We start from the raw sequence: 25,058 nt of genomic DNA, 5'->3' as shown, positions 1-25,058 counted from the left end.
GGCAACTATACATTAATTATTGATCACTATCCCGCCGACAGCCGGGAACTTGCGGCCGGAACTCCGGGGTGTGGTCGTGGGCTGGGAGAAACGGTCATCATTTTTTCACGCAGACAACTTTGATTACCTCGACCCGTGAGTGTAGGAGTATGAGAACGACACCGCACACGCGGGGGAACCCATGACTCGCCGGGCCAAGATCGTCTGTACGCTCGGGCCGGCGTCAGACGATCGGGAGTCCATCACGTCACTGGTCGAGGCCGGGATGTCGGTCGCGCGGTTCAACGCCAGCCACGGCACCCCGGCGGACAGGCGGGAGTTGATCCGGCGGGTCAGATCGGTGGACGAGACGACGGCGACACCGATCGGGACGTTGCTCGATCTGCCGGGGCCGGAGATCCGGACTGCGGAGATGAACGAACCGATAACGCTCTCTGCGGGGGCTGTCGTGCGGTTCGTCGAGGGTGCCGAGACGACGACAGAGCAGATCGGGCTCTCTGCGGGTGTCGACGCCGTCGAAGCCGGGGACAAGATCCTGCTGGACGACGGCCGGATCACGGCCACGGTGACCGAGGGCGGTTCGGGCGTACGCGCGCGACTGGAATCCGGTGGGGAACTCGGCTCCCGAACCGGAGTCAACGTTCCGGGGGTGGATCTCGGCCTGCCGGCGGTCACCGAACAGGACCGCCGGGAACTCGATATCGCGGCGGAGACGAACGTCGACTTCGTCGCCGGGAGCTTCGTCCGGTCCGCCGCAGATGTCTACGAGATCGGTTCCGAACTCGACGAGCGCGACGCCGACATCCCCATCGTCGCCAAGATCGAACGCGCCGACGCCGTCGAGAACATCGACGAGATCATCGACGCGGCGGACGGGATCATGGTCGCCCGCGGCGACCTGGGTGTCGAGTGCCCGCTGGAGGACGTGCCGATCATCCAGAAGCGCATCATCAGAAAGTGCCGGGGCGCCGGCGTGCCGGTCATCACGGCGACGGAGATGCTCGACTCGATGATCAGCGAACACCGTCCGACGCGAGCAGAGGCCTCCGACGTAGCAAACGCCGTGCTGGACGGGACCGACGCCGTGATGCTCTCGGGGGAGACGGCTATCGGGGATCACCCGGCCGAGGTGGTCGAGACGATGGCCCGAATCATCGGTGACGTCGAGGAAAGTGAAGAGTACGCCGAGACGCTCGAACAGCGGGTGCCGCCGGCGGGGGACACCCGAACCGACGCGCTGGCTCGGTCGGCCCGGTTTCTCGCCCGGGACGTGGGTGCGAGCGCGGTCGTCGCGGCCAGCGAATCCGGCTACACGGCACGGAAGGCGGCGAAGTACCGGCCGAACATCCCAATCGTCGCCTCGACGCCGGACGACCGCGTTCGTCGACAACTCACGCTCACCTGGGGGATCATCCCCCGACACGCCACCTACGAGGAGGACAGTTCCGACGCGGTGATCCGCAACGCCGTGCAGACGGCGCTCGACGCCGGTAGCGCCGAGAGCGGCGACACCGTGGTCGTGCTCTCGGGAATGATGACCGACCACGGCGGCTACGACACCGCGGATATGCTCAAGGTGCACGTCGCGTCCGAGCGACTGCTCTCGGGTCGGTCCGTCATCGCGGGCTTCGCGACGGGACCGCTGTCCCGAGTCGACGACGGTGACCTGGCCGAAGTTCCAGACGGTGCGATCATCGCCGTCCCCGAGGAGTTCGACCAGGAGTTCCGGGGCGACCTCTCGAAAATCGCGGGGATCATCGACGCCCACGAGGGGATGACCGGCTACGCGGCGGTCGTGGCGCGCGAACTCGGGGTTCCGATGATCAGCCACGCACGCGTGCCCGACGACGTGCGGGAAGGTCGGGAAGTGACACTCGACGGCGAGCGCGGAGTCGTCTACGCGGACCCGCTGGAGACGGACGGTTAGACGGATCAGGTAGTATAAGTACGCGGCCCCCGCAGGTGCGTGCAACTGAATGGCGTACACGCCACACGTACTAGTCATCGGCGGCGGAGTACTCGGAACGGCCATCGCCCGTGACTGTGCGCTCCGCGGACTGGAGGTAACGCTGGTCGAACAGGGAACGCTCGCGGCGGGGACGACCGGGAGCATCCACGGGCTACTCTACAGCGGCGCTCGGTTCGTCGAGGAGAACCCGACCGCCGCGATGCGCTGTCTCACGGAGAACAGGACTCTCCGGGAGATTGCCGGCCACTGTATCGAAGACACCGAGGGGGTCGTGCTCCCGGCAGAAAAGGGAGAGTTCGACGCGTTCGTCGACGCCTGCGAACAGCGTTCGATCCCCGCCTCGGCGCTCGGCCGTAGCGACCTCGACGAAATCGGCGTCGCCGACGGGATCGACCGGGGCGTTCGCGTCCCCGACGGGGTCGTCGATCCCTTCGCGCTGACGCGTGCGAACGCGACGAGCGCGGAGAACTACGGCGCCGAGATCAAGACCGGGGCGTCGGTCGTCGAGTTGCTCACCGACGGCACCGACATCGTCGGCGCGGAGGTGGAGTTCGACCAGAGTCCCGGTGGAGTGCGGGCACCGACATCGCCCAGCGAGGACGTACCAGAGGAGACACGGGAGCCAGAAGTCGACGAGGAAGAGGAGGAGCCAATCGACGCCGAGGACGACGATGAGGAGGATACGCCGGGGATGCCGGGAACGGTCCAGCGGTCGTTTCCCGGCGCGACCGAGGACGACACGCCGGATACGGGCGAGCGCGAGGAGATCGAAGCCGACTACGTCGTCAACGCGGCCGGTGCGTGGGCCGACCAGATCGCCGGTCTCGCGGGGATCAAACTCCCGCTGTCCCGGAGCCGCGGTCGGATGGTCGTGTTGAGCGGCGAACTGACCGACTCGGCGGTCACTCGGCGGAGCGACGACGGCTATCCGATCACGGCCGCCCCGTATCAGGGGAACACGGTCGTCGGACCGATTCCGGAGCCAACCGAACTGGAGGAGGCACTCGCCGCGGTGGAGGCGGTCCTGCCGGCGGCCAGCGAGGCGGCAGTGTTGCGGTCGTATACGGGCGTCTGGACCCAACACGCCAGTTCGAGCGCCTCCCCGTACGGCCACGACGCGACGCTGGTCGACCACGAGAAATACGACGACCGGTGGGGGCTGTTGAGCGTCATCGGCGGGAGCGTCACGACACACCGTTTCGTCGCAGAACAGGCAGTCAACCGGGTCTGCCGGGAGTTCGGGATCGGTCGGTCCTGCCTCACCGCCGATCTGAGCCTGCCCGACACTTCGATTCGGTCGGGCGACTCCGGTCCGGTCCTCTGTGAGGCGCGGTCGGTAGGCCGCGAAGCGGTCCGGTCGGCCATCGACGCGAGCGAGCCCGAGCCCGAACTCGCGAACGTCCGGACGCAGACCGGCGCGACGATGGGCGAGTGTCAGGGCGGTCGCTGCGGACACCGGATCGCGGCCGAGCTATACCCCGATCACGACCACGAGACCGTCGACGAGTCGCTCGAAACGCTGCTGCAGCGGCGCTGGCGGGGGCGGCGCGAGACGCTGGCTGACGACCAACTCGCCGCGGCGCTCGACGATTACGAGTTTCACGCGCGTCTGCTCGGCCGCGACGACGAGCGACAGGAAGAGGTCGACACCGACTCCTTCGACGAAAGCGGGTTCACGATACCCGAGCGAAGCCGCGCCGACCAGCGATACCGCGGCGAGGACTCGGTCCTGCCGGTCATCGACGGCGTGCCGCGGGGCACAGACGGGCGGGCGAAGTGTTCGGAGGCGGTGGGCCAATGAGCGAGGACGTACTCGTCGTCGGCGGCGGCATCGAGGGGTACAGCGCGGCGCTGAGTGCCCTCGATGCCGACCCCGGCGCGTCGGTTCGGCTCCTCCGACTCCCGGCTGATCGGTTCGCGACGGAGACGGGACTGCTCGACGTGCTCGGGTTCGAGCCAGGGGGGACGGAGCCGGTTGCGAATCCGCTCTCCGCGGTCGACCGGCTCCCGGAGTCACATCCGTACAGCCGGCTGGGCCTCGACACGGTTCGAGATGCGCTCGCGCTGTTCGACGACGTGGCCGGCGAGCGATACGTCGGCTCCGGGACGGAGACGAACGCGCTGTTTCCGACCGCAGTCGGCGAGGTGGCACCGGCGCTGCGGTATCCGCGGAGCGTGAGCAACGGCGTGGTGAGCGGGCCGCCGTCGATGCGGCTGGTCGGCTTCGAGGGGTTCCCGGACTTCGACGCCGAACTGGCGGCTGAACGCCTCGACGAACGGACGCCGCTCGATGTCACCGGACAGATGATCGATACACCCTTGTCGGCAGACTCACCGGCGGAGATGGCACGACTGCTCGACGAAAACGAGATTAGCGACGGACAACCCGCCCGCGAGCGACTCGTCGACGCGCTCGAACCGGTGGTCGATGTCGAACCACGAATCGGACTCCCGGCAGCACTCGGCGAGTCCGAGACGGCCGCGATTACGGAGACGATTGCCGAGAAACTACGCGTCTCCGTGTTCGAGGTGTCGCTCGGTCCGCCGAGCCTCCCGGGCCGTCGGCTGGAGTCGCTGCTTGCCGAAACTCTCGAATCCCGGGGTGGCGAACTCGATTCAGCGGGCCGGATCACAGAGGTCGAACGGACCGAGGGGCGGATCGAACGAGTGTCGACCGGACGAGAGAGCTACGAGGCGGACAGTTACGTGCTCGCGACGGGCGGTGCGGAGTCGGGCGGTCTCGTCGGCGGACCGGAGGACCTCCGGGAGCCGGTCTTCGACTGTCCCGTAACGCTGCCTGACCGGGGACTGGTCGACGAACGGTTCCTCGGTGACCACCCGGCCGTGCGGGCCGGCGTGCCGACGGATGATCGGCTGCGACCGGTCACGTCCGACGAGTCAGCGGTCGCGGAGAACCTCTACGCGGCCGGACGTGTTCTCGCCGGGCCGAACGTGGTCGCCGATCACGCCGCAGGTGGGGTCGGACTCGCGACCGGCTACGAGGCCGGCCGGCGAGCCAGCGAGCGGTCGTGAGTATTACCGAAACAGTGAAACAGAAACCGCGGGTATGCTAGAGCATGGGTGTCGATCAGGAACAGCGGCAGATCCGGTGTCTCGTCGCCAAGGTCGGACTCGACGGCCACGACCGCGGCGCACACGTCATCTCGCGGGCGTTCCGCGACGCCGGATTCGAGGTGATCTACTCGGGGCTCCACCGTGCACCGGAGGAGATTGTACAGGCAACGGTCCAAGAGGATGTCGACGTGCTCGGCATTTCGATTCTCTCGGGCGCCCACGACACGCTCGTACCGGAGATTATCGAGGGGCTGGAGGAGTACGGCGCCTTCGAGGATACGCTCGTGCTCGTCGGGGGGATCATTCCGGACGAAGACGAGACGGAGCTACTCGAACTCGGCGTCGCCCGGGTGTTCGGTCCCGGCGCGTCGATGGACGAGATGATCGAGTACGTCCGGGAGAACGCACCGGAACGTGAGTGATCGGGTGGGTATGAGCGAGTTGATTCAGGCGCTACTCGACGGAGAGCATCGCGCACTCGCACGCGTGATCACGAAAATCGAGAACAGAGAGCCGGGGTACCGTGATCTCGTCAAACAACTTCACGAACACACGGGCAACGCCGACGTGATCGGTCTCACCGGCTCGCCCGGATCGGGCAAGTCGACGCTGGTCGACAAACTGGCAGCGACCTACCGCGACCAGGGGTTGACCGTCGGTGTCATCGCGATCGATCCGTCCTCGCCGTTTACCGGCGGCGCCGTGCTGGGCGACCGGATTCGGATGGCCTCGAACATCGGCGACATGGACGTGTTCTTCCGGTCGATGTCCGCCCGCGGCACGCTCGGCGGCCTGTCGACGGCGACGACGGATGCGGTCAAGGCGCTCGATGCCTTCGGCAAGGACAAGATCCTCATCGAGACCGTCGGGGCCGGGCAGAACGAGATCGACATCGTCAAAACCGCCGAGACGGTGCTCGTGCTCGTCCCGCCGGGCAGCGGCGACGACGTACAGATGCTCAAGGCGGGGATTCTCGAAATCGGGGACATCTTCGTCGTCAACAAGGCCGATCTGGAGGGGTCGGACCGGACCGTTCAGGAGCTTCGGGAGATGCTCGATTACCGGGACGGCCGCGTGCCCGGGACCGTCGGTCACCACGGCGCGACCGAGATGGACGTCTCCGTCGAGGGGGAGATCGACCGAGCAGGCTGGGAGCCGGAGATTGTCGAGACCGTCGCAGAACGCGGCGAGGGAGTCGACGAGTTGCTCGATACGCTCGCGGACCACCGCGCGTACCTCGACGAGTCCGGCGAGCGGGAGGTCCAGAGCCGTCAGCGCTACGCCGAGGAGATCCGGACGCTGATCCGCGAAGACGTAAACGAGTTACTCACCGAGGAGTTGGAGTCCCGGGGTGGGCTCGATCAGTTCGTCCAGCGGGTGCTCGACCGCGAGACCGACCCCTACAGCGTCTCCGACGAGATTGTCGAGCCACTCGCGGAGTGTCTGCGCGACTCGGACGGCGACTAACCGACGTGTCTAAGCGTGCCGACGGCGAGTCTTCGGTATGCGCCAGTTCATCGTCGTGGGACGGAACGCGCCCACTACGGACGAGTTCGCGCTCGACGACCTGCCCGCGGCGGGACGGATGGACCTGCTCGCCCGCTGTGTGACTGCTTCGTTGCTGCTCTCGCACGGACTCCGCGAGAGCGTCCAGACGCACCTCGTCCTCGGCGACGAGTTCACGGTCCGGTTCGAGGGGGAGAACCTGCGCGGCCTGCACCCGGACGAACGCTCGACGGCCGCGCTGATCCGCTCGGCGCTGGCCGAACGGGAGGAAGCGATCGGCCAGATCCCGGTCGAGGTCTCCTCGGGAGTCTCCCTCGTTCGGATGGACCTCGACGCGACGCTCGCAACGGTGAGCGAACAGAGCGAAATATATCGGCTTCATCCCGACGGCACGCCGAAATCCGAGCGATCCCCACCGGAGTCGCCGGCCTTCGTCCTCTCGAATCACCAGGAGTTCCACGACGACGACGCTGAGACCATCGCGGAGTACGCGGCAGGGGAGATCTGTCTCGGACCGAAGGCGATTCACGCCGACCACGCCATCGCCGTCACGCACAACTGGCTCGACACCGACGGGTGAGCGGTTCAGTCGTTTCGCAACCGTTAAACTGTCCGACCGACACGTCACACATGCGGGCCGGTGGGGTAGCTTGGTATCCTTCGGCCTTCGGGTGGCCGTAACCTCAGTTCGAATCTGGGCCGGCCCACTTTTCCCACCATCAGCACTCCAGAGCGACAGGTCTGTAACGGGAACTGAACTCGCGGTGTCGCTCAGTCGTCAGGCGGTGTCACCGGAGCGTTGCCACTGACCGCGCTAATAAAATCGGAAAAGTGGAATCCCCGGTTACGAGGAGTCTTCGTAGATAATCTGGGAGTCCTGATCGGACGGGTTCCAGATAATCTGGACTTCCCACTCGGTCGTTGCTGGGTCCGCCCCGACAGAGATGGTATCCACCTGCTGGCCGTTCACATAGACTGCCTGAGTGGCGGACGCCGTCGGTGCAGTCGAGTTAACGACAATAGTATCTCCGGCAGAGAGTTCGTCAACTGGGGCCGAGTCCAGATCAACGCTGAATGGATTCCCGTCAATCTCTCCCTCGATGGTAGAATCAGATGCACTGAACGCATCACCCCCCGTTACGTCTAACGTGATATTTCCAGTGTCCACGCTTGAGTCAATCGTCGGTTGCGGTGCCGGTTCCCCCTGGTCCCCGAGCCCGAGTACGAACGATGCGATCACGGCCGCGAGAATCACCGTAATCGCGACCATCAGGATCACACCGATCACTGGGCTCACTGCGCTGTCGTCGTTCTGTAGCATGTCTTTGATGCGCTGCATTTCCATCCGATCCCATGAGAGAGGTGAGTATAAACCCCCATGTTCGATTAACAATTTTGAAATTTGATTATCGGGCGGGAACGCCTTTCACACCCGAAACAGTGATTTCACGCTCAGAAAATAGCCCCGCTGTATTGCGTTTTTCGGAAGTATTCAGAAATACAAACAGGAACGAGATCCGAGGCTCGGCGCGATCGTTGCAGAATCAAATTCGATAATATCGCGCCGGGGCTCGACGAGATCTCGGGTGGACGACCCCACGTTGCAGCGACACAACAGATAGCAGGTGGGCCGCGGTAACTGGTCGAGAGTGGATCGTCAGAAACGAAAGTGGTCGGTAGACGAGGCTACGTCGGCGGGGTGGCCACCTCGTTCGACGAGAAGCTACGAACCGCCAGTGGTGCTGTCGGCCCCGTCGTCAGTCCATCTTCGCGCTGTTCTGTCGTTCGCGGATGATCTGAGCGATCTGCTCGTGGTTGTCGATGCCGCCGAAGGTCATCCCACTGAACCGCCCGAACCCGGCGGAGGTGATGTCCGAATCGACGCTGATGTGACCGTGGCCGAGCACCCGTTCGAGGAACGACGCCCCGGTTTTGAGGTTCTTGATGTCGACCATCCACGCCTCGTTGGTCATCTTCGAGGAGTGGCCCGTGACGACCATCATCCGCCGGTCGGTCACGACGTATCTAATTCCCCGCCGCTTGTACCAGACGTACCCGACGATGGCCAGCGCCGCGATGATGCCGAGGACTGTCGCCTGGTTGCCGGCAGCGAGGCCGCCGAGAAACAGGACCGCGGCGAGCACGAAGTAGTACGCGTACGCCGACCACGCCGGGCGAGCGTCGATCAGGATTGACTCGCCGTCGAGCAGCGGCACCGAAGCGGACTGTGGCTGCTGGGGCTGTGCGTCCGCGGTCGGGGGCTGGGACTGTCGCCGCTGTCGCTGCCCCTGCTGTTGCTGCTGTCGCGGTCCCTGTCGACTTCGCTGGTTCGCGTTCTGACCCTGTCTTCCTGTCCGCGTGTTGTCATCATTCTGTGACATATGAGTCACCCGATGGGATTATTCTGAGGAGGTGTATTAGTATTTTTGTATTATTTTGATTGTACCCTGATATGAAATAATAATATTATATACACGACTGGCGCGTGCTGAATGTGTGTATGGAGACCAGGCCGGGAGTGTCTTTCCTCCGGTCGCTGGCCGTGGCTACGCTACGCATCAGGACGCGACGAGACAGTGCCGCTGTGACGGTATCGTCCGGTGAGGAAGACTGATCTCCGCGGATCAGGCGGGACCGATTCGGCTACGTCCGCGCGGGTTCGTACCGGACGCCGTCGGCGTCTGGGACTGCGAGCAGGACAGCACGGGCGAGGTGGCCGTTGGTGCGAACGTGGTGTTCCGGAACGAGCGGAAGCGGGACGGGCCGGACACCGTGGGTGCGCATATCCGTGACCCCGGAGTAGCTACCGACTGCGCTCTCACCCTCGTAGACGCGGAATCGTCCGTCCTCTCCGCGGGCGTAGCGGTGCCGGAACGCGGCGGGCGACGGGCCGGGACAGGCTAATCCCTCGACGGAATCGAGGACCGCAACCGTCTGCCCCCCGACACGGAGGTGAAGTTGTGGTGACTCGGGACTCGCACTGTCGGCCACCTCCGCCCACGAGAACGCTCCATCGGTGTCGACGCAGGCGAAGGTATCGTCGGTCAGTTGAATCCGATCCTCGACGGTGTAGAACTGCCGCAGACCGTCGGTGCGGCCGGCGATGGCAAACGGCGAGGACAGCAGTTCACGAACGCCATCACGGTCGTGTTCGTCGACGACCAGAACTGGGACGCGACCCTCGTGGGCGGTCGTCGCAACCGCTGAAATAACGGCCAGCGGATCGTTTCTGGACAGGCGAACGGCTTCGAGCGGAGCGTCGACACCGGCAAGCGTAGTCGGGCCGTCGCGGGCGACGATCGACCGTTCGTCACCGTCGACAGTGAACCCGCGGCTGCGGAGGTCCCGCACGATCTGATCCAGCGAAGGGTGAGTCATCACCAGTACGTAGCCCCGGAGCGGTATAACTCCGCCGCCGGAGCGTCCGGCTTTCAGAACCGTTTTTCTGCGTCCGCCACAGGTTCCGGCATGGACATCTACTTCGCCGGATCCATCCGCGGGGGACAGTCCGACGTGGAGCTATATGCCGAGTTGATCGAACTGCTGAACGAGTACGGGACCGTGCTGACCGAACATGTCGGCACGGAGACCGTACAGGAGGAAGAGACACAGGCCGGGATGACCGACCACGACATCCACGAGCAGGACTTGGCGTGGCTCCGACAGGCGGATGCGGTCGTCGCGGAGGTATCGACCCCGAGCCTCGGCGTCGGCTACGAACTCGGTCGGGCGGTCGAACTCGGGACGCCGATCCACTGCCTCTACCGACCCGAGGCCGAACACGACCTCTCGGCGATGATCCGCGGCTGCGACGATATCGAGGTGACAGAGTACGACCAACCGACCGAGTTGTCGGAGACGCTGGCGGAGTTTCTCGAAGCCGCCGAGAGTGCGTGAACTCAGGCCAGAGAGCGGACGTTCTCGCCGCGAGCGGGGCCGAACGAGTCAGACGCTCGCTCGTAGGCCATCTGGCCGCGGAGCATCGTCCATTCGGGGAAGATAGCGTCCCACCCCTCGAACGGCGTCCAGTCGCAGTTGGTGTGGAGGTCCCCGGCGCGGATCTGCTCGGTCTCGTCGGGATCGACCAGCACCAGATCGGCGTAATTCCCCTCTTCGACGGCCCCGCGATCCGGCAGGTCGAACACGTCCGCCGGGGTAGCCGCCGTCAGATCCCGCACCCGCCCGAAGCTAAGACGGCCCTCGGCAGCCTCGACCAGAAGCAGCGGGAGCACCGTCTCGACGCCCGGGACGCCGCTGGGTGCCGACCAGATATCGGTGTCCTTCTCGGCGGCCGTGTGCGGCGCGTGATCGGTCGCGATCATATCGACTGTCCCGTCTGCAACACGCTCGTAGACGCGCTGGCGGCGGCGTTCGCGGCGCAACGGCGGATTCATGCGGCCGTGGGTTCCGAGTTCGTCCAGATCGTTGCGTGAGAGAAAGAGATGATGTGGAGTGACCTCGCAGGTCATTCCCGCCTCCGCGGCGATATCGATGCCCTCCGGGGTGCTGGTGTGTGCGATGTGGATGCGAGCGTCTCGGTCGGTAGCGAGCGAGCAGGCCCGTCGAACGGCCTCCTCCTCCGCCCGTGCAGTCCGGTAGGCACTCCAGGCGTCGGCGTCCGTCCGGTCCCGTGCGCTCTCGTTGAACAGCGTCGCGTCCTCGGCGTGGACCGTCACGGTCGTGTCGGACTCAGTCGCGCGGTCGAGGGCCTCCGCGAACAGTTGGCCGTCGATACCCATGTCACCGGTCGAGTCAGCGAGAAACACCTCGCCGAGCGCGAACAGGGGCCGCTCGAACAGTTCCGCCGGATTCCAGTCGGGGGTGACGCCGCCGTTGATCCCGTAATCGACCAGCGATTCCGCGGCGTAGTCGACCTTTTCGTCGTACGCCGCCCCGGTCACCGTCGGCGGATTGGTGTTCGGCTGATCGACGACGGTCGTGACGCCGCCGGCAGCGGCGCTTTTGCTCCCGGTCGTCCACGTCTCCTTGTGTCCAAAACCCGGCTGTCGGAAGTGGACGTGTGTGTCGATCATTCCGGGCAGTAGTCGCTTCCCCGTGGCACCGAGCACCCGTTCGTCCGCCCCCGCATCGAGGCTCCCCGCCGCCGCAACGGTATCGATTCGCTCGCCGCTGACCCGGACATCGCGCCGCCGGCCATCGGCGAGGGTCGCGTCTTCGATGAGCATACCAGTCGTGTACGCGCGCGACCTCCTAAGTCTCCCGGACTGTCGAAGCGACCGCCGTCAGACCCGCTCGACTGTCGCGTCGCCGTCGGTGAACGCCGTTTCTATCGCCGTCGTAACCGCCTCGGCATCGGTCACGCCGCCAGCGCGGGCGATACTGCCCGTCGCGTCGGCGGCAAACGGTATCTCCAGGTCGTCGTAGACCGGGCCGAGAACCTCCGCGATTTCCTCGTGATCCTCGAGGACGACGATGCCGGCGACGACGGCCACGTCTTGGCGGATCCGTTGTGCGAGTCCGACGATCTTGCCCTCGGCCGACAGCGAGTGCGTCCCCGGACAGAATGCCCCGTCGGGTTCGCCCGGTTCCGCGTCGACTCCGAGATCGCACAACGCCTCTCGAAGTCGGTCGGTGGCTCGCTCGTAACGGTCGGTGATACCCGAGCGTGCCTCCTCGATGGGCGTCGCAAGCACGACCGAAACCGTGTTTCCGGTGAACAGGACGGCGTGACCGCCGGTGCTACGCTCGATCACCGGGATGTTCCGGTCTCGGAGCCGGTTTCGGGCACGGTCGTAGCCGGGCCGTGAGCGATCCCGGCGGCCGAAGGCGACGTGTCGGGGTGGCTGCCAGACCCGGAGGTGTGGGCTGTCTCGCTCCGTCGCCAGATCGAGCAGTTCTCGCGAGCGCGCGCGGTCGCGCTCGGGCGTGTCTGCCCGACCGCGAAGGACGTGCATACCCTCATATTGTCGACGAGTGACAAAAATCCCGGTGGGGCGCGGGTGGCCGATCTTCCCGGTGCCGAAGAACCTATATTTACCGGCTTCTAAGGTCAGGTATCCAAATGTCTCGCAGTCCGTCACTTCCTGAGCGCCCGCGCCTGGATCTCGACCCGGATATGTCGCCGGACGAACGGCTCGAAGCGCTCCGGAGCCACCTCGAAGACGTACTGGAAGTACACGAACAGCTCGACACCCAACTCGAACGGGCGAAGACACGTCGGGAGAATCTGACGGAGAAAGTCGACCGACTCGAACGGGAGAACGACACGCTGAAGTCCTCCTCACTGTACATCGCGACCGCCGAGGAGTTGCTCGACGACGGCGTCGTCGTCAAACAGCACGGCAACAACCAAGAGGTGTTGACAGAGGTCTCTCCGGGGATCCGAGAGGAACTCGAAGCGGGCGACCGAGTGGCGATCAACGACTCCTTCGCCGTGCAGTCGGTGCTCGAACCCGAGACCGACGCCCGTGCGCAGGCGATGCAGGTCGACGGGAGTCCCGACGTGACCTACGACGACATCGGTGGGCTCGACGAGCAGATTCAGGAGGTCCGCGAAGCCGTCGAACAGCCGCTGATCAACGCCGAACAGTTCCGGACGGTCGGTATCGAACCGCCGTCGGGCGTGCTGTTGCACGGCCCGCCGGGCACCGGGAAGACGATGCTCGCCAAGGCCGTCGCCAACGAGACCGACGCCACCTTCATCAAGATGGCCGGCTCGGAACTGGTCCAGAAGTTCATCGGTGAGGGTGCCCGACTCGTGCGGGATCTGTTCGAGTTGGCCAGCGAGAACGAACCCGCGGTCATCTTCATCGACGAGATCGACGCCATCGCCTCGAAACGAACCGAGTCGAAGACCTCCGGTGACGCCGAGGTCCAGCGAACGATGATGCAACTGCTCTCGGAGATGGACGGCTTCGACGACCGCGGCGAGATCCGTATCATCGCGGCGACCAACCGCTTCGACATGCTCGACCGCGCGATTCTCCGCCCCGGCCGGTTCGACCGCCTCATCGAGGTGCCCAAGCCGAACTGGGACGGCCGCGAGCGGATTCTCGAGATCCACACCGAGGGGATGAACCTCGCGGACGACGTGGATCTCGCGGAACTGGCCTCCGAAACCGAAGGCTTCTCCGGTGCGGAGCTCGCGTCGCTGGCGACCGAGGCCGGGATGTTCGCGATCCGGGACGAACGGACGGAGATCCGCCGCGAAGACTTCGAGAACGCACTCGAAAAGGTCGAGGAAGACGACGACACGGCCGGAACCCCGATCGCGTTCGCGTAGCCGTAGCCGACACCGACTGTTCTCCGAGCAGCGGCGACCGCGCTCCGTGTCCGCCGGTCGGCGGACGCTCACTGCGTGCCGTTCAGAGCCATCCCTGTCGGCGGAAGTGGACGAGCATCGTGCCCGCGAGCAGTCCCATTCCGATCATGACCGCCGGGTAGCCGAACGTCCAGGTGAGTTCGGGCATCGAAAACGGCGTCCCGTCGAAGTTCATCCCGTAGACTCCGGCGACGAAGGTCAACGGAATGAAGATCGTCGCGACGACAGTCAGCGTCTTCATCACCTCGTTCGTCGACTGTGAGACCGCGTCGAGATAGATATCGCGGGAGCCACTGGAGAGGTCGCGGTACGTTTCGATCAGGTCGACGACCTGGACGAGGTGATCGTACACGTCCCGGAAGTACTTCTCGTTTTGATCGGCGACGTGCGGAATGTCGCCGCGCGAGAGCGCAGAGACCGCATCGCGGGCCGGCCAGGCGATCTTCCGGAAGGCCAGCAGGTCCCGACGAATCTCGTTCAGCGATTCGAGGATTGTCGGGTCCGGATCGGCGAGCACCCGATCCTCGACCGCCTCGATGTCGTCCTCGATCTCGTCGAGAACGGCGAAGTAGTCGTCGACGATGGCGTCGATGAGCTGGTACGCCAGGAAGTCGGTGCCGCGCTCGGCGATCCGGTCGGATCGCCGGGTCCACTGCTCCGCGGTCGGGTCGAAGGTGTCGAGTTCGGACGTCGACAGCGTGAGCAGCCAGTCGTCACCGATGAACAGCCCGACGGGATTGGCACGGACCTCCTTGGTGAACGCGACGCCGGACTGCTGGGTTAGCTCCGCGGTTTTCATCAACACGAAGGTGTGGGTCTCGTAGGGCTCGGACTTCGGCCGGGTCTGCCCGTCGAACACGTCCTCGACCGCGAGCTGGTGGACACCGAAGCGCTCACCGAACCGGTCCAGGTCGCTGGGGTCGACGTCTTCGGCGTGAATCCAGGTCTCTCCCGGAGCGTCGATTGCGGCCCGAACGTCGTCGTAGCGGTCGGCCCCCTCGGCGGTGTAGACGACGGCGCTGAAGCTCATGTCGGCCCCTCCGTCGGTGAGGAGGCCGTCGCAGCGAGCGCGACACCGAGCATGACGGCGGTAATCGAGAACGAGCGGCCCGGATAGCTGACGTAGACGCCGACCACGTATCCGGAGACGCCAGCGACGACCAGCGCCAGCCCGGCCAGTCGTTGCGGTTCCATACCTCGGCTACTGACCGCGGCAGACAATAAAGACCCGCCTGCACGGCTATGTCCGTGTAGCCGACAGGATAGAGCTAGACGTATTCGATATATCAACATAGGATTTACCGGCCTCGACGTTCGGACGCGCTGGCCTTTTAGGAATCCGGCGACTACGGCCCGATAATGGTCGAAAACGTGGCAAGCGAGATGGCGGACCTCGAAGACGAGGATTTCTATCTGCTCTCGGGTCTCGAACAGGGGATGCGCTTCTCCGAGTGGGTCGCCCGCCCCAAGCTTCCGGAGTACGCCCGCCTCACCGACGAGGAGGTCGATTACCGACTAGATCGGTGTGAACGCCGGGATCTGATCGAGCGAAAGACGATCCAGTACGAGGGCTTTCGGCTCACCTTCGAGGGCTACGACGCGCTCGCGTTGCATACCTTCGCCGAACGCGAGACGATCGAGGGCGTCGGCGCACCGCTCGGCGTCGGCAAGGAGAGCGACGTGTACGAGGTGCGCTCGTACAAGCCGCTGGCGTTGAAGTTCCACCGCGAGGGATACACCGAGTTCCGCGAGGTCAACAAGGAACGGGAGTACACGGCCGACCACGAGCACGTTTCCTGGATGTACACCGCCCGGAAGGCCGCCGAGCGGGAGTACGAGACCCTGGAGGCGCTGTACCCCACCGTCTCGGTGCCACAGCCCATCGATCACAGCCGCCACGCGATCATCATGGAGCGCATCGACGGCGTCGAACTCGCCCGGTCGAAGTTGGAGGACGAACAGGTGGTGCCGGTGATCGACCTCATTTTCGAGGAGATGACCGCCGCCTACCGCGAGGGCTACGTCCACGCCGACATGAGCGAGTACAATATCTTCATCGCCGAAGACGGCGTAACGGTCTTCGACTGGCCCCAGGCCGTCCCGACCGACCACGAGAACGCCCGGGAGCTACTGCGGCGCGACGTCGAGAACACCCTCGGCTACTTCCAGCGGAAATACCCGACTCAGGTGGGCGAAGCGGACATCGACGGTGTCGTCGAGGCAGTCGTCAGCGACGAGTTCGCACGGATCGATGAGTTCTTAGACTAGCGGTACAGTACCCCGCGAGTGAGTGTTCACGACCCGCCGAATAAACCGCATTCGACGATACCAAACCGGCAGGTAGGGGGGACGTACGTGCACTGCTCGTGCACAGCAGTTGCAGGAGTCATAAGGCCTGAGCCCTAATGCAGTAGTAGCCAATGAGTTCGGAGACGGCAGACGAGCAAGACGCACCGGCCGAGTACGAAGTCGTCGTCGTCGGGGGCGGCCCCGGCGGACTGACGACGGCGCTGTACACGACACGACTGAACCACGACACCGCCCTAATCGACCGCGGCGGTGGTCGCGCGGCGATGATGGTCGACACGCACAACGTGATCGGAGTGCCGGAGGAGACCTCGGGCAACGAATTCCTCCAGACCGCCAAAGACCAACTCGAGTACTACGGAACTGACCTCTACCAGGATTTCGTCACCGATATCCAGCCCAGCGACGACCCGAACACCCGGTTCGTCGTCGAGACGGCGGGCGGTGAGCAGTTCCGGACCCAGGCGGTCGTCCTCTCGACGGGCTTCAGCGACGAGCGTGCGGACCCGCCGCTCCCGCGGACGGGGCGAGGGCTGCACTACTGTCTGCACTGTGATGCGTACATGTTCCGCGACGAGTCGGTGTACGTGATGGGCCACGACGAGGGCGCCGCTCACGTCGCGATGATCATGCTGAACTTCACCGACGACGTGGACCTGCTGCTCCGCGGCGAACAGCCGCAGTGGAGCGACGAGACCGACGCCTTAGTCGAAGCCCACCCGGTCGACGTGATCGAGACCGAAATCGAGAGCATGTTCAAGGAGGACGACGGCTGGCTCGGCGGCTTCGAGTTCGAGGACGGAACCGTCCGGGAGTACAAGGGCGGATTCGCGATGTACGGCTCGGATTACAACAACGGTCTCGCCGAGGAGTTGGGCTGTGAACTCAACGACGACGGAACGGTCGCGGTCGACGAGGACGGCAAGACCAGCGTCGAGGGCGTCTACGCGGTCGGAGACATCACGCCCGGCAACAACCAGATCCCGATTGCGATGGGCAAGGGCGCGAAAGCCGGCATCTCGCTGCACATGGAACTGCGGGAGTTCCCCAAGTCGCTGGACGAACTCGACGGCGAGACGACGACGGCGGCCGCTGCGGACGACGACTGAACCGTTTCCTGCTACTTTTCGGGACGCCGACCGACTAAGGGTGGTCGTTCGACGCACGCTCCATAAACCACATGTCGCAATATAGAATGCGGACAGGGCGTGACTCACGGAGGCCGGGCGTCGAGGGCATGTGCTACTCGACGAGCACGGTCGTGACCGGTCGCTCGGCGTTGAGAAGGACAGACTGGATCGTACTGCCGAACAGCACTTTCCCGGCCGGGCTACGCGGCCGCCCGCTCATGACGATGTTGTCGGCGTCGAGGTCGCGGGCGACCGACAGGATCGTTTCGGCGGGATCACCCTCGATCTGCCGGCGTTCGACGGTGACACCGGCGTCTTCGAGGGCGTCGGTCGCGGCCACGACGCTGTCGGGGAACTCACCGCTCTCGTAGAGGTCCTCAGTCCTGACCATCCCACCCTCGTCGGTGCCCTCGAACGGTTCGATCACGTGGAGGACGACGGCGGTCACCTCGGCGGGGTCGCCCGGCAGGTCGGCCACGGCCTCGGCGGCGCGTTCGGCCCGGTTCATCTCTCTGTCGACCGGGAGTAACACGGTGTACGTATCAGTTGCCATACCTGAGACGAGGGGAGGGCGACTAATCAACGCCGCGGGGATTATCGGGAGGTAGGAAATCGTGGGGCCACAGGGAGAGATCGTCGGAAGATCGAACGGCGGGGAGGCACCTGCGGCGGCCGTCTGCGGAGCGACGGACTGGTCCTCAGGGCTTCAGTTCCCGTGCGTTCTTCCGGGCCTCGTCGAGATCCAGCGACGCGGCGATCTCTCTGGCCTGGCTCCGGATCGACTCCGCGTCTGCGACGGTGACCTCGCCGTCCTCGACGAGCACGTTGCCGTCGACCATCGTGAACGTCACGTCGTCGCTGCGGGCCGCGAAGACGAGATGGGAGAGCGGATCGTAAAGCGGCGTCGCCCGGGTCGTCTCCGTCGAGAGGCCCACGATATCGGCGCGCCAGCCCTCCTTGAGTTTGCCGAGGCGGTCGAAACCGGCCGCGCGGGCGCCGTTGACCGTCGCCATCTCGAAGACGGCCTCCGCGGGGGTCGCGGTCGGATCGAGTTGGTCGACTTTCTGGAGCGTGCTCGCCTGTTTCATCTCCGTGAACGGGTCGAGCGTGTTGTTACAGGGCGGTCCGTCGTTGCCCAGGGCGACGTTGATCCCCCGGTCGAGGTAGTCGACGACCGGAGCGACGCCGCTGGCGAGTTTCATGTTCGAGGACGGGCAGTGGGTGACGTGTGTCCCTGTCTCCGCGAGGAGCTCCCGTTCGTCCTCGTCGGTCCAGACGCAGTGAGCGAGGACGACATCCTCGCCGGTCAGTCCGACCTCGTCCAACCAGCGGATATTTCGCATCCCGGTATCCGCCTCGACGGTTTCGATCTCGCTTCGGTTCTCGCTGGCGTGCGTGTGGATCCGGACGCCGTCGTACTCGTCCGCGAGATCTCGACAGCCGCGGAGACAGTCCTCGGTACAGGAGACGGCGAACCGCGGGGTCACGGCGTAGCGGATACGGTCGTCGAAACTGCCGTGGTACTCGCGGATCAGTCGCTCCGACTCCGCGAGGGCCTCCTCGGTGTCTTCGAGCAGTCCCTCCGGCGAGCGTCGATCCATCAACACCTTCCCGAGGAGACCGCGAATCCCCATCTCGCCGGCGGCCTCGAAGGCGCGGTCAGCGTGAGCGACCGAGAGGTGATCGATGACCGTCGTGGTTCCGCTCTCGATCAGTTCGAGATAGCCGAGTTTGGCCGCGACTGCCATCTCGTCGGCGGTGAGCGTCGCCTCCATCGGCAGGATGTAATCGAACAGCCAATCGAGCAGTTCCCGGTCGTCCGAAATCCCCCGCCCGAGGCTCTGCACGGAGTGGATGTGGCCGCCGACCATCCCCGGAGCGACGATGTCGGCGGTCACCTCCCGGTGGTCCGGATACCGGTCGGCGATCTCTGCCCGGTCGCCGACCGCCGCGATTCGGTCGTCGTCGACGACCACGCTCCCGTCTTCGATGACCGTGGATGCGTCTACGATGACGGTTCCACTGAGTTTCATTCCGAGCGTATTTCTTGAACGGGCCGAATAAATCTGTTGATAACGGGAGTCTGCCAACAGAAACGATTTTCACCCCGCTGGCGAGTACGCGGGATATGGACCGACTGCTCGACTCGTTGCACACGGCCCCGATTATCGACAAGGACGGTTACGAGTATCTCGTCCACCCGATCACCAACGGCGTGCCGATGCTCGATCCGGCGCTGTTGCGCGAGGTCGTCGTCGAGATGATCCGCCGGATCGATACCGGCGTCGACAAGATTGTCGTCCCCGAAGCGATGGGGATCCACCTCGGGGCCGCCGTCTCACTGCAGACTGACGTTCCCCTCGTCGTGATCCGCAAGCGACCCTACGGCCTCGAGGGCGAGCGTCGACTGTTCAAGGAGACGGGCTACTCCGACTCCGAGATGTACGTCAACGACGTGGACGAGGACGACCGGATCGTGATCCTCGACGACATCCTCTCGACGGGCGGGACGCTGGCGGCAATCTGTGAAACTCTCGACGAAATCGGCTGCGAGATCGTCGATATCGTCGTCGTGATGCGGAAAGTCGGCGGCGAGTCAGCCTTCGAGGACATCGAGTACGAGGCGACCAGTCTCGTCGACATCAGCGTCAGCGACGGCGAGGTGACGATCCATCGGTCCGTCGCGGACGAGTCGGAGTAACGGCGCTCAGTCCGTCTCCCGGCTGTAGGGTTCGAGCAGTGCGGAGGGAACGGCCAACCGGTCGCTGTTGCTCCGGATCACAGCGTACGAGAGCACCAGGATCGTCGCCAGATACGGGTACGTCGACATGATCTGGGTGTTCAGCAGAAACTCGATGATCGGATTGAGCACGCCGGCGAGCGGGGCGTCCGGGCCGAGTGAGACCGACAACCCCTGCGAGCGGAGTTCGAGGGCGCTGAGCATCCCGAACAGGTACGCGCCGAGGAGGATTCGGGTGGCTCTCCACTGCGCGAAGATGACTAACGCGACGGCAATCCAGCCCTGCCCGGCAGTCATCCCGTTCGACCAGTTGCCGACGAGCGCGAGCGAGAGGTGAGCGCCGGCAGCGCCCGCGAACCCGCCGCCGAAGACCACGGCCAGATACCGGAGTTTGAACACCGAAACGCCCATCGTGTCCGCCATCTCGGGATCCTCGCCGACGGAGATCAGCTCCAGCCCGAGGTTCGTCCGGTTGAGGAGATACCAGGTGAGGGGGACGAGCGCCAGCGCCAGGTAGTCAGTCGGGGTGTTCCGAAACAGTGCCTCGCCGAGGACGGGGATCTCGACGAGGTACTGCCCGACGAGCGGAACGGGTACCTCGGCGAAGCCGTCGATCCGCTCTCCGACCCAGTCCGAGCCGTAGAAGGTCGTGAGCCCGGTGCCCAGAAGCGTCAGCATGACACCGCTGATAACCTGGTTCGCCTTCAGCGTGATGCAGAGGAAGGCGTGAATCAGCGCGAGCGCCATCCCGACGAGCACCCCCGCGGCCAGGCCGATCCATGGGCTGTTGGTCACGACGGTGACGGCGAACCCGCCGAGCGCGCCGCCGAGCATCATCCCCTCGACACCGAGGTTGAGGACGCCGGCGCGCTCGCTGATCAGTTCGCCGAGACCGGCGAGGATGAACACCGTCGCAGCGGCCACCGTGGCATCGAGCAGTCCGGCGAGAAAGCCGGCCATCAGGCGTCACCTCCCGCCGTGTCGGGCGTGACTGAGCCCCGCTCGACGGAGACGTCGATGCGGTAGCGTTTGAAGAACTCTCCGGTGATCAGAAAGAGGATAATCAGCGCCTGGATCACCTCGACCAGCGCCGCCGGGATGCCGAGGAAAATCTCCATGTTCGTCCCGCCGGTGAACAGCAGGGCGAAAAACAGGCTCGCGAGCAACACCTGAACCGCGCTGTTACGACCCAGAAGCGCGATCGGAATCGCGGTGAATCCGTAGCCCGGCTCGAAGCCGGCCCGGAGTCGCCCCTGGACGCCGGCAATCTCGCTGATCCCGCCCATCCCGGCGAAGGCACCGCCGAGGACGAACACGAGCAGATACACCTTGATCCGGCTCATGCCGGCCTGGACCGCGGCCGCGTCGTTCGATCCCATGAACGTGATCTCGAAGCCGAGCCGGGATCGGCGCATCAACAGCGAGACCGCCGCGACGACGAGCAACGCGACGAACAGTCCCACGTGGACGCGCATGAACAGCTCCGGAATCCTCGCGGCCGCGGGGAGTTGAGCCGTCTGTGGGAAGTTTCCGGAACTGCCCCGCATCGGTCCCCGGACGACGTAGCTGAGAATTTCGAGCGCCACGAACGAGAGCAGTAGCGACGTGATGATCTCGTTGACGTCGTATCTCGCGCGGAGCCAGGCCGGAATCGCCGCCAGGAAACCGCCTGCGAGCCCCGCAACGACGAACATGAGCGGAACGAGCGCGTAGCCCGGCAGGGAGACGTTCAGCCCGACCCACGTTCCGGCCAGCGCCCCGATGACCAGTTGGCCCTCGGCGCCGATGTTGAACAGGCCGGCCTTCAGCGGCAGGTAGACCGCGAGGCCGGCGAGGACGAGCGGGACAGTCGTGATCAGCGTCTGTGCCGCCCCGATCTGGGTCGTGATCGTCTGGTAGAACATCATCGAGTACGCGTCGACGGGACTGACATCGACGACGAGCAAAACGAGCGCACTCACCGCCAGCGCCGCGAGAACCGTGAACACCGGAGCGCCGTACGCGAGCCAGCGCGGCGTGCTCTCGCGGGCAGTCAGGTCGACTTCGACGTTCATCACCGCTCACCCTCCGACGCGGCGGCCGTGACATCCGCGTGTCGGTCCGACGGCCGCTGGTCGCCCCCGGCCCGACCGCCGCCGGTCATTTCGAGTCCGATACGGTCGCGGTCGGCCTCCTCGGGGGTCGTCTCGTAGACGAACTCCCCTTCGTAGATGACGAGAATGCGGTCGCTCAGATCCGTGATCTCGTCGAGATCCTCGGAGAACAGAACGATTCCCGTGCCGTTCATGCGCTGATCGAGCAGCGCTTCCCGGATGAACTCGATCGCGCCGACATCGACACCGCGGGTCGGCTGGTTTGCGACGAGCAGAGCCGGGTTCCGGTCGAGTTCGCGGGCGAGAATCAGTTTCTGGAGGTTCCCGCCGGAGAGATCACCGGCCTTTGTCTCCGTCACGTCCTCGACGCCGCGCACGTCGAACTCCTCGACGAGCGTCTCCGCGTAGGCTTCGAGTTCGTCGTAATCGAGGCCGAGAGGACCGTCGAACCGCTGGTCTCTGAACTCCTTCAGCGTCGCGTTGTGCATGACCGACAGGTCCGCCGCACAGCCGTACTCGAGGCGATCCTCGGGGACGAAGGAGACGCCGCTGTCGACGAACTGGCGGGGGGCGGCCCCGGTGAGATCCGTCCCGTCGACGCGGACGCTCCCGGTCGTCGGCTGCCGGATGCCGGCCGCGACCTCCGCGAGTTCGTTCTGGCCGTTGCCGCTGACGCCGGCGATGCCGACCACTTCGCCGGCCCGAACGGTGAGGTCGACGCCGGACAACGCCTCGATGCCCCGGTCGTCGTCCGCGTGGACGTTCTGGAGCTGAAGAACCGGTTCGCCGAGGTCGACGCCTTCCTTCTCGATCTGAAACAGCACCTCCCGCCCGACCATCATCTCCGCGAGATCCGCCTGGGTCACCTCGGAGACGACGGCTGTCCCGGCGTTTTTCCCCTCTCGGAGAATCGTCACACGGTCGACGATCGACTCGACCTCGTCGAGTTTGTGCGTGATGAAGATAATCGAGAGTCCCTCGTCGGTGAGTCGGTCCAGCGAGTCGAACAGCCGTTCGGCCTCGGTCGGGGTCAGCACGGCGGTCGGTTCGTCGAGAATGAGGAGGTCGACATCGCGATAGAGCGCCTTGAGAATCTCGACGCGCTGGCGCTGGCCCACGTCTAGCTCCGAGATCTTCGCGCCGGCGTCGAGGTCGAAGCCGTACCGGTCCGCGAGTCGCTGAATCCGTCGTGTCGGGGCGTCGAGACCGAGCGAAAACCGTTCGGCGACAGATTGCACGACCCTGTTCGAGCGAACGGCCTCGGGGATCGGACTCTCCGCGTCGGGCCGGAACGGCGTCGCCGGTTCTCGCTCACCGAGGACGACGTTTTCGGCCACGGTCAACCGGGGAATCAACTGAAAGTGCTGGTGGACCATACCGATGCCGGCGTCGATCGCGTCCTGTGGGGAGTCCAGATCGAGACGGTCGCCGTCGAGATAGATCTCGCCCTCGTCGGGGGTGTACAACCCGTAGAGAATCTTCATCAGCGTGCTCTTGCCCGCCCCGTTCTCGCCGAGCAAGCCGTGAATCTCGCCGCGTTCGACTCGGAGGTCGACGCGGTCGTTCGCGACCACGCCGGGGAACTCTTTCCGGATACCGGCCATCTCCAAAAAGACAGGCTCAGCCATTGTGCCTTCTCACAGCGTAGTATCAATAATCACCGAGTAAAACCTTTTCCACTGCTGTCGACGGCGGTTCTGGCTCCGGTTCGACAGAGCGCGCGCCCTCCCAGTGGCGCCGCTCGGGCGAGACGGGTCTCCTGCAAGAACGTTCGTCGATGTTCCCGCGTATGCGCAGATTTATAAGCAGTTGGCAGAAGTATCGAATAGATCGGCAACGATTCGTGAAACACTGCCGAACGTATCAGAACACTCGGAAACCATGACGGAACACATCTCCAGACGGAGCGTACTCAAGGGTATCGGGGCGGCAACTCCGCTGGCCGTAGCGGGCTGCAGCGAGAGCATCGGGTCGAGCGACGCCGAGGTCAGCGCGGCGTGGGTCTACAACTCCGAGGTCGGCGACCAGGGCTGGTCGTGGGCACACAACGAGGGCCGAAAGGCCGTCGAGGAGGAGTACGATTGGCTGAGCACGGAGTTCACGGAAGCGGTGGCGCCGGAGGAGTCCCAGCAGGTGTTCCGGCAGTACGCCGACAGCGGTGCCGATATCATCTTCGGCTGTACCTTCGGCTATCAGGACCCGATGGAGACCGTCGCAAAGGAGTACCCCGAGGTGTACTTCGAGCACAACACCGGCTACCTGACGCTCGAAAACATGGGTCGGTACATGGGCCGGATCTACCAGGCGCGGTATCTGGCCGGCCAGGCGGCGGGGATGCTGACGGAGACGAACCAACTGGGATACGTCGCGGCGTACCCCATCCCGGAGGTCATCCGGGGAATCAACGCCTACACGCTCGGGGCCGCCTCGGTCAACGACTCGGTGACGACCAAGGTCCGGTGGACCAACAGTTGGTTCGACCCGCCGGCCGAGAGCGAGGCCGCGAGCGCGCTGCTGGACGAGAACGTCGACGTGATGGCCCAACACCAGGACTCGGCGGCGGCGCTGACGGAGGCGGCCGACGCCGGCATCTGGGCGACGGGCTACGACGCCCCCATGCAGGAGCAGGCCGGAGACAACTACCTCACCTCCCCGATCTGGCACTGGGAGGCGTTCTACGGCCCGACCCTGGAAGACGTGCGAAACGGCGAGTGGGAGGCCGACGCCTACTGGAAGGGCATCGAGTCCGGCGTCTGTGACATCGACGACTGGGGACCGGAGGTCCCGCAGGAAGTCAGAGACGAAGTCGGGTCGACCAGAGAGGAGATTGTCGACGGCTCGCTCGACGTGTGGGCAGGCTCGAAGTTCGAGGGCGAGAGCGACGAGTTCCTCTTCCAGGAGATGAACAGCTACGTCGAGGGCGTCGAGGGCGAAGTCCCCTAACTGGCGGCCAGGC

At 65.0% G+C, this 25,058-nt stretch carries 24 protein-coding genes and 1 tRNA gene; 13 read left to right on the top strand and 12 right to left on the bottom strand.

Annotated features, from left to right (window positions below; translation table 11 throughout):
* The first annotated feature begins 181 nt into the window (after nucleotides 1–181).
* The 7 genes from pyk to GRX03_RS10100 all read left to right on the top strand — a co-directional run bounded on the left by pyk (nucleotide 182) and on the right by GRX03_RS10100 (nucleotide 7,257).
* The gene (pyk, locus tag GRX03_RS10130) at nucleotides 182–1,927 is read left to right on the top strand and encodes a pyruvate kinase (protein WP_159764077.1); all 1,746 of its coding nucleotides are present in this window, start codon (nucleotides 182–184) and stop codon (nucleotides 1,925–1,927) included.
* A gap of 49 nt (nucleotides 1,928–1,976) precedes the next feature.
* Nucleotides 1,977–3,770 (top strand): FAD-dependent oxidoreductase, encoded by a 1,794-nt coding sequence (locus GRX03_RS10125; protein ID WP_159764076.1) that lies wholly within the window; start codon nucleotides 1,977–1,979, stop codon nucleotides 3,768–3,770.
* Nucleotides 3,767–5,002: a glycerol-3-phosphate dehydrogenase subunit GlpB gene (glpB, locus tag GRX03_RS10120; RefSeq protein WP_159764075.1), complete on the top strand. Its 1,236-nt coding sequence runs from the start codon at nucleotides 3,767–3,769 to the stop codon at nucleotides 5,000–5,002. The genes GRX03_RS10125 and glpB overlap by 4 nt, the downstream gene beginning before the upstream one ends.
* A gap of 44 nt (nucleotides 5,003–5,046) precedes the next feature.
* Nucleotides 5,047–5,466 (top strand): cobalamin B12-binding domain-containing protein, encoded by a 420-nt coding sequence (locus GRX03_RS10115; RefSeq protein WP_159764074.1) that lies wholly within the window; start codon nucleotides 5,047–5,049, stop codon nucleotides 5,464–5,466.
* Between the two features lie 10 nt (nucleotides 5,467–5,476).
* The gene (meaB, locus tag GRX03_RS10110) at nucleotides 5,477–6,511 is read left to right on the top strand and encodes a methylmalonyl Co-A mutase-associated GTPase MeaB (RefSeq protein ID WP_159764073.1); all 1,035 of its coding nucleotides are present in this window, start codon (nucleotides 5,477–5,479) and stop codon (nucleotides 6,509–6,511) included.
* A 37-nt stretch (nucleotides 6,512–6,548) separates the two neighbouring features.
* Nucleotides 6,549–7,130 carry a tRNA (pseudouridine(54)-N(1))-methyltransferase TrmY gene (gene trmY, locus GRX03_RS10105; protein ID WP_159764072.1) on the top strand — a complete coding sequence of 194 codons (582 nt, stop codon included), beginning with the start codon at nucleotides 6,549–6,551 and terminating at the stop codon, nucleotides 7,128–7,130.
* A 54-nt stretch (nucleotides 7,131–7,184) separates the two neighbouring features.
* Nucleotides 7,185–7,257: transfer RNA gene (locus tag GRX03_RS10100), tRNA-Pro, on the top strand.
* Between the two features lie 137 nt (nucleotides 7,258–7,394).
* On the opposite strand, the gene GRX03_RS16755 is transcribed toward GRX03_RS10100, so the two are convergent.
* The 3 genes from GRX03_RS16755 to GRX03_RS10085 all read right to left on the bottom strand — a co-directional run bounded on the left by GRX03_RS16755 (nucleotide 7,395) and on the right by GRX03_RS10085 (nucleotide 9,928).
* Nucleotides 7,395–7,895 (bottom strand): type IV pilin, encoded by a 501-nt coding sequence (locus tag GRX03_RS16755; protein ID WP_233739907.1) that lies wholly within the window; start codon nucleotides 7,893–7,895, stop codon nucleotides 7,395–7,397.
* Nucleotides 7,896–8,307: 412 nt separating this feature from the next.
* A complete protein-coding gene (locus GRX03_RS10090) occupies nucleotides 8,308–8,931 on the bottom strand; it encodes a PH domain-containing protein (protein ID WP_159764071.1) in 624 nt (207 codons plus the stop codon).
* Between the two features lie 262 nt (nucleotides 8,932–9,193).
* On the bottom strand, nucleotides 9,194–9,928 hold the full coding sequence (locus GRX03_RS10085) for a hypothetical protein (protein ID WP_159764070.1): 735 nt from the start codon (nucleotides 9,926–9,928) through the stop codon (nucleotides 9,194–9,196).
* 90 nt (nucleotides 9,929–10,018) lie between these two features.
* Here GRX03_RS10085 and GRX03_RS10080 point away from each other — a divergent pair, with 90 nt between their 5' ends.
* Entirely contained in the window at nucleotides 10,019–10,447 is a 429-nt protein-coding gene (locus GRX03_RS10080) for a nucleoside 2-deoxyribosyltransferase (RefSeq protein WP_159764069.1), read from the top strand.
* Between the two features lie 2 nt (nucleotides 10,448–10,449).
* On the opposite strand, the gene GRX03_RS10075 is transcribed toward GRX03_RS10080, so the two are convergent.
* Both GRX03_RS10075 and GRX03_RS10070 read right to left on the bottom strand, forming a co-directional pair.
* On the bottom strand, nucleotides 10,450–11,736 hold the full coding sequence (locus tag GRX03_RS10075) for a dihydroorotase (protein ID WP_159764068.1): 1,287 nt from the start codon (nucleotides 11,734–11,736) through the stop codon (nucleotides 10,450–10,452).
* Nucleotides 11,737–11,793: 57 nt separating this feature from the next.
* Nucleotides 11,794–12,465, bottom strand: a complete 672-nt coding sequence (locus GRX03_RS10070) for a lipoate--protein ligase family protein (RefSeq protein WP_159764067.1) — start codon at nucleotides 12,463–12,465, stop codon at nucleotides 11,794–11,796.
* A 107-nt stretch (nucleotides 12,466–12,572) separates the two neighbouring features.
* On the opposite strand from GRX03_RS10070, the gene pan2 reads away from it, so the two are divergent.
* Nucleotides 12,573–13,793: a proteasome-activating nucleotidase Pan2 gene (gene pan2, locus GRX03_RS10065; RefSeq protein WP_159764066.1), complete on the top strand. Its 1,221-nt coding sequence runs from the start codon at nucleotides 12,573–12,575 to the stop codon at nucleotides 13,791–13,793.
* 82 nt (nucleotides 13,794–13,875) lie between these two features.
* Here the strand turns inward: pan2 and corA are convergent, their stop codons facing one another.
* Both corA and GRX03_RS16550 read right to left on the bottom strand, forming a co-directional pair.
* Nucleotides 13,876–14,862 carry a magnesium/cobalt transporter CorA gene (gene corA / locus GRX03_RS10060; RefSeq protein WP_159764065.1) on the bottom strand — a complete coding sequence of 329 codons (987 nt, stop codon included), beginning with the start codon at nucleotides 14,860–14,862 and terminating at the stop codon, nucleotides 13,876–13,878.
* Nucleotides 14,859–15,026 (bottom strand): hypothetical protein, encoded by a 168-nt coding sequence (locus tag GRX03_RS16550; RefSeq protein WP_201289214.1) that lies wholly within the window; start codon nucleotides 15,024–15,026, stop codon nucleotides 14,859–14,861. Before GRX03_RS16550 ends, corA begins: the two co-directional genes overlap by 4 nt.
* A gap of 165 nt (nucleotides 15,027–15,191) precedes the next feature.
* On the opposite strand from GRX03_RS16550, the gene GRX03_RS10055 reads away from it, so the two are divergent.
* Together GRX03_RS10055 and GRX03_RS10050 are read left to right on the top strand one after the other, a co-directional pair.
* Nucleotides 15,192–16,100, top strand: coding sequence for a serine/threonine-protein kinase RIO2 (locus tag GRX03_RS10055; RefSeq protein WP_159764064.1), 909 nt, complete (start codon nucleotides 15,192–15,194; stop codon nucleotides 16,098–16,100).
* 152 nt (nucleotides 16,101–16,252) lie between these two features.
* Complete coding sequence (locus GRX03_RS10050) at nucleotides 16,253–17,248, top strand: NAD(P)/FAD-dependent oxidoreductase (protein ID WP_159764063.1); 996 nt, start codon at nucleotides 16,253–16,255, stop codon at nucleotides 17,246–17,248.
* Between the two features lie 133 nt (nucleotides 17,249–17,381).
* Here GRX03_RS10050 and GRX03_RS10045 read toward each other — a convergent pair whose 3' ends face one another.
* Together GRX03_RS10045 and GRX03_RS10040 are read right to left on the bottom strand one after the other, a co-directional pair.
* Complete coding sequence (locus GRX03_RS10045) at nucleotides 17,382–17,822, bottom strand: universal stress protein (protein ID WP_159764062.1); 441 nt, start codon at nucleotides 17,820–17,822, stop codon at nucleotides 17,382–17,384.
* 145 nt (nucleotides 17,823–17,967) lie between these two features.
* The gene (locus tag GRX03_RS10040) at nucleotides 17,968–19,302 is read right to left on the bottom strand and encodes a 5'-deoxyadenosine deaminase (RefSeq protein ID WP_159764061.1); all 1,335 of its coding nucleotides are present in this window, start codon (nucleotides 19,300–19,302) and stop codon (nucleotides 17,968–17,970) included.
* Nucleotides 19,303–19,397: 95 nt separating this feature from the next.
* Here GRX03_RS10040 and hpt point away from each other — a divergent pair, with 95 nt between their 5' ends.
* The gene (gene hpt, locus GRX03_RS10035) at nucleotides 19,398–19,970 is read left to right on the top strand and encodes a hypoxanthine/guanine phosphoribosyltransferase (RefSeq protein ID WP_159764060.1); all 573 of its coding nucleotides are present in this window, start codon (nucleotides 19,398–19,400) and stop codon (nucleotides 19,968–19,970) included.
* A gap of 6 nt (nucleotides 19,971–19,976) precedes the next feature.
* Here the strand turns inward: hpt and GRX03_RS10030 are convergent, their stop codons facing one another.
* Genes GRX03_RS10030 through GRX03_RS10020 form a run of 3 tightly spaced genes read right to left on the bottom strand, consistent with a single transcriptional unit; the run spans nucleotide 19,977 to nucleotide 23,706 of the window.
* Entirely contained in the window at nucleotides 19,977–20,969 is a 993-nt protein-coding gene (locus GRX03_RS10030; RefSeq protein WP_159764059.1) for an ABC transporter permease, read from the bottom strand.
* Nucleotides 20,969–22,063, bottom strand: coding sequence for an ABC transporter permease (locus GRX03_RS10025; RefSeq protein WP_159764058.1), 1,095 nt, complete (start codon nucleotides 22,061–22,063; stop codon nucleotides 20,969–20,971). The genes GRX03_RS10030 and GRX03_RS10025 overlap by 1 nt, the downstream gene beginning before the upstream one ends.
* A complete protein-coding gene (locus tag GRX03_RS10020; RefSeq protein WP_394351731.1) occupies nucleotides 22,063–23,706 on the bottom strand; it encodes an ABC transporter ATP-binding protein in 1,644 nt (547 codons plus the stop codon). Before GRX03_RS10020 ends, GRX03_RS10025 begins: the two co-directional genes overlap by 1 nt.
* Nucleotides 23,707–23,983: 277 nt before the next feature.
* Between GRX03_RS10020 and GRX03_RS10015 the strand changes: the two genes are divergently transcribed.
* Complete coding sequence (locus GRX03_RS10015; protein ID WP_159764056.1) at nucleotides 23,984–25,045, top strand: BMP family ABC transporter substrate-binding protein; 1,062 nt, start codon at nucleotides 23,984–23,986, stop codon at nucleotides 25,043–25,045.
* Nucleotides 25,046–25,058 lie beyond the last annotated feature (13 nt).

Source organism: Halovenus carboxidivorans, from assembly GCF_009831575.1.
Lineage (GTDB): Archaea > Halobacteriota > Halobacteria > Halobacteriales > Haloarculaceae > Halovenus > Halovenus carboxidivorans.
This window is presented reverse-complemented; position numbering and strand designations above follow the sequence as displayed.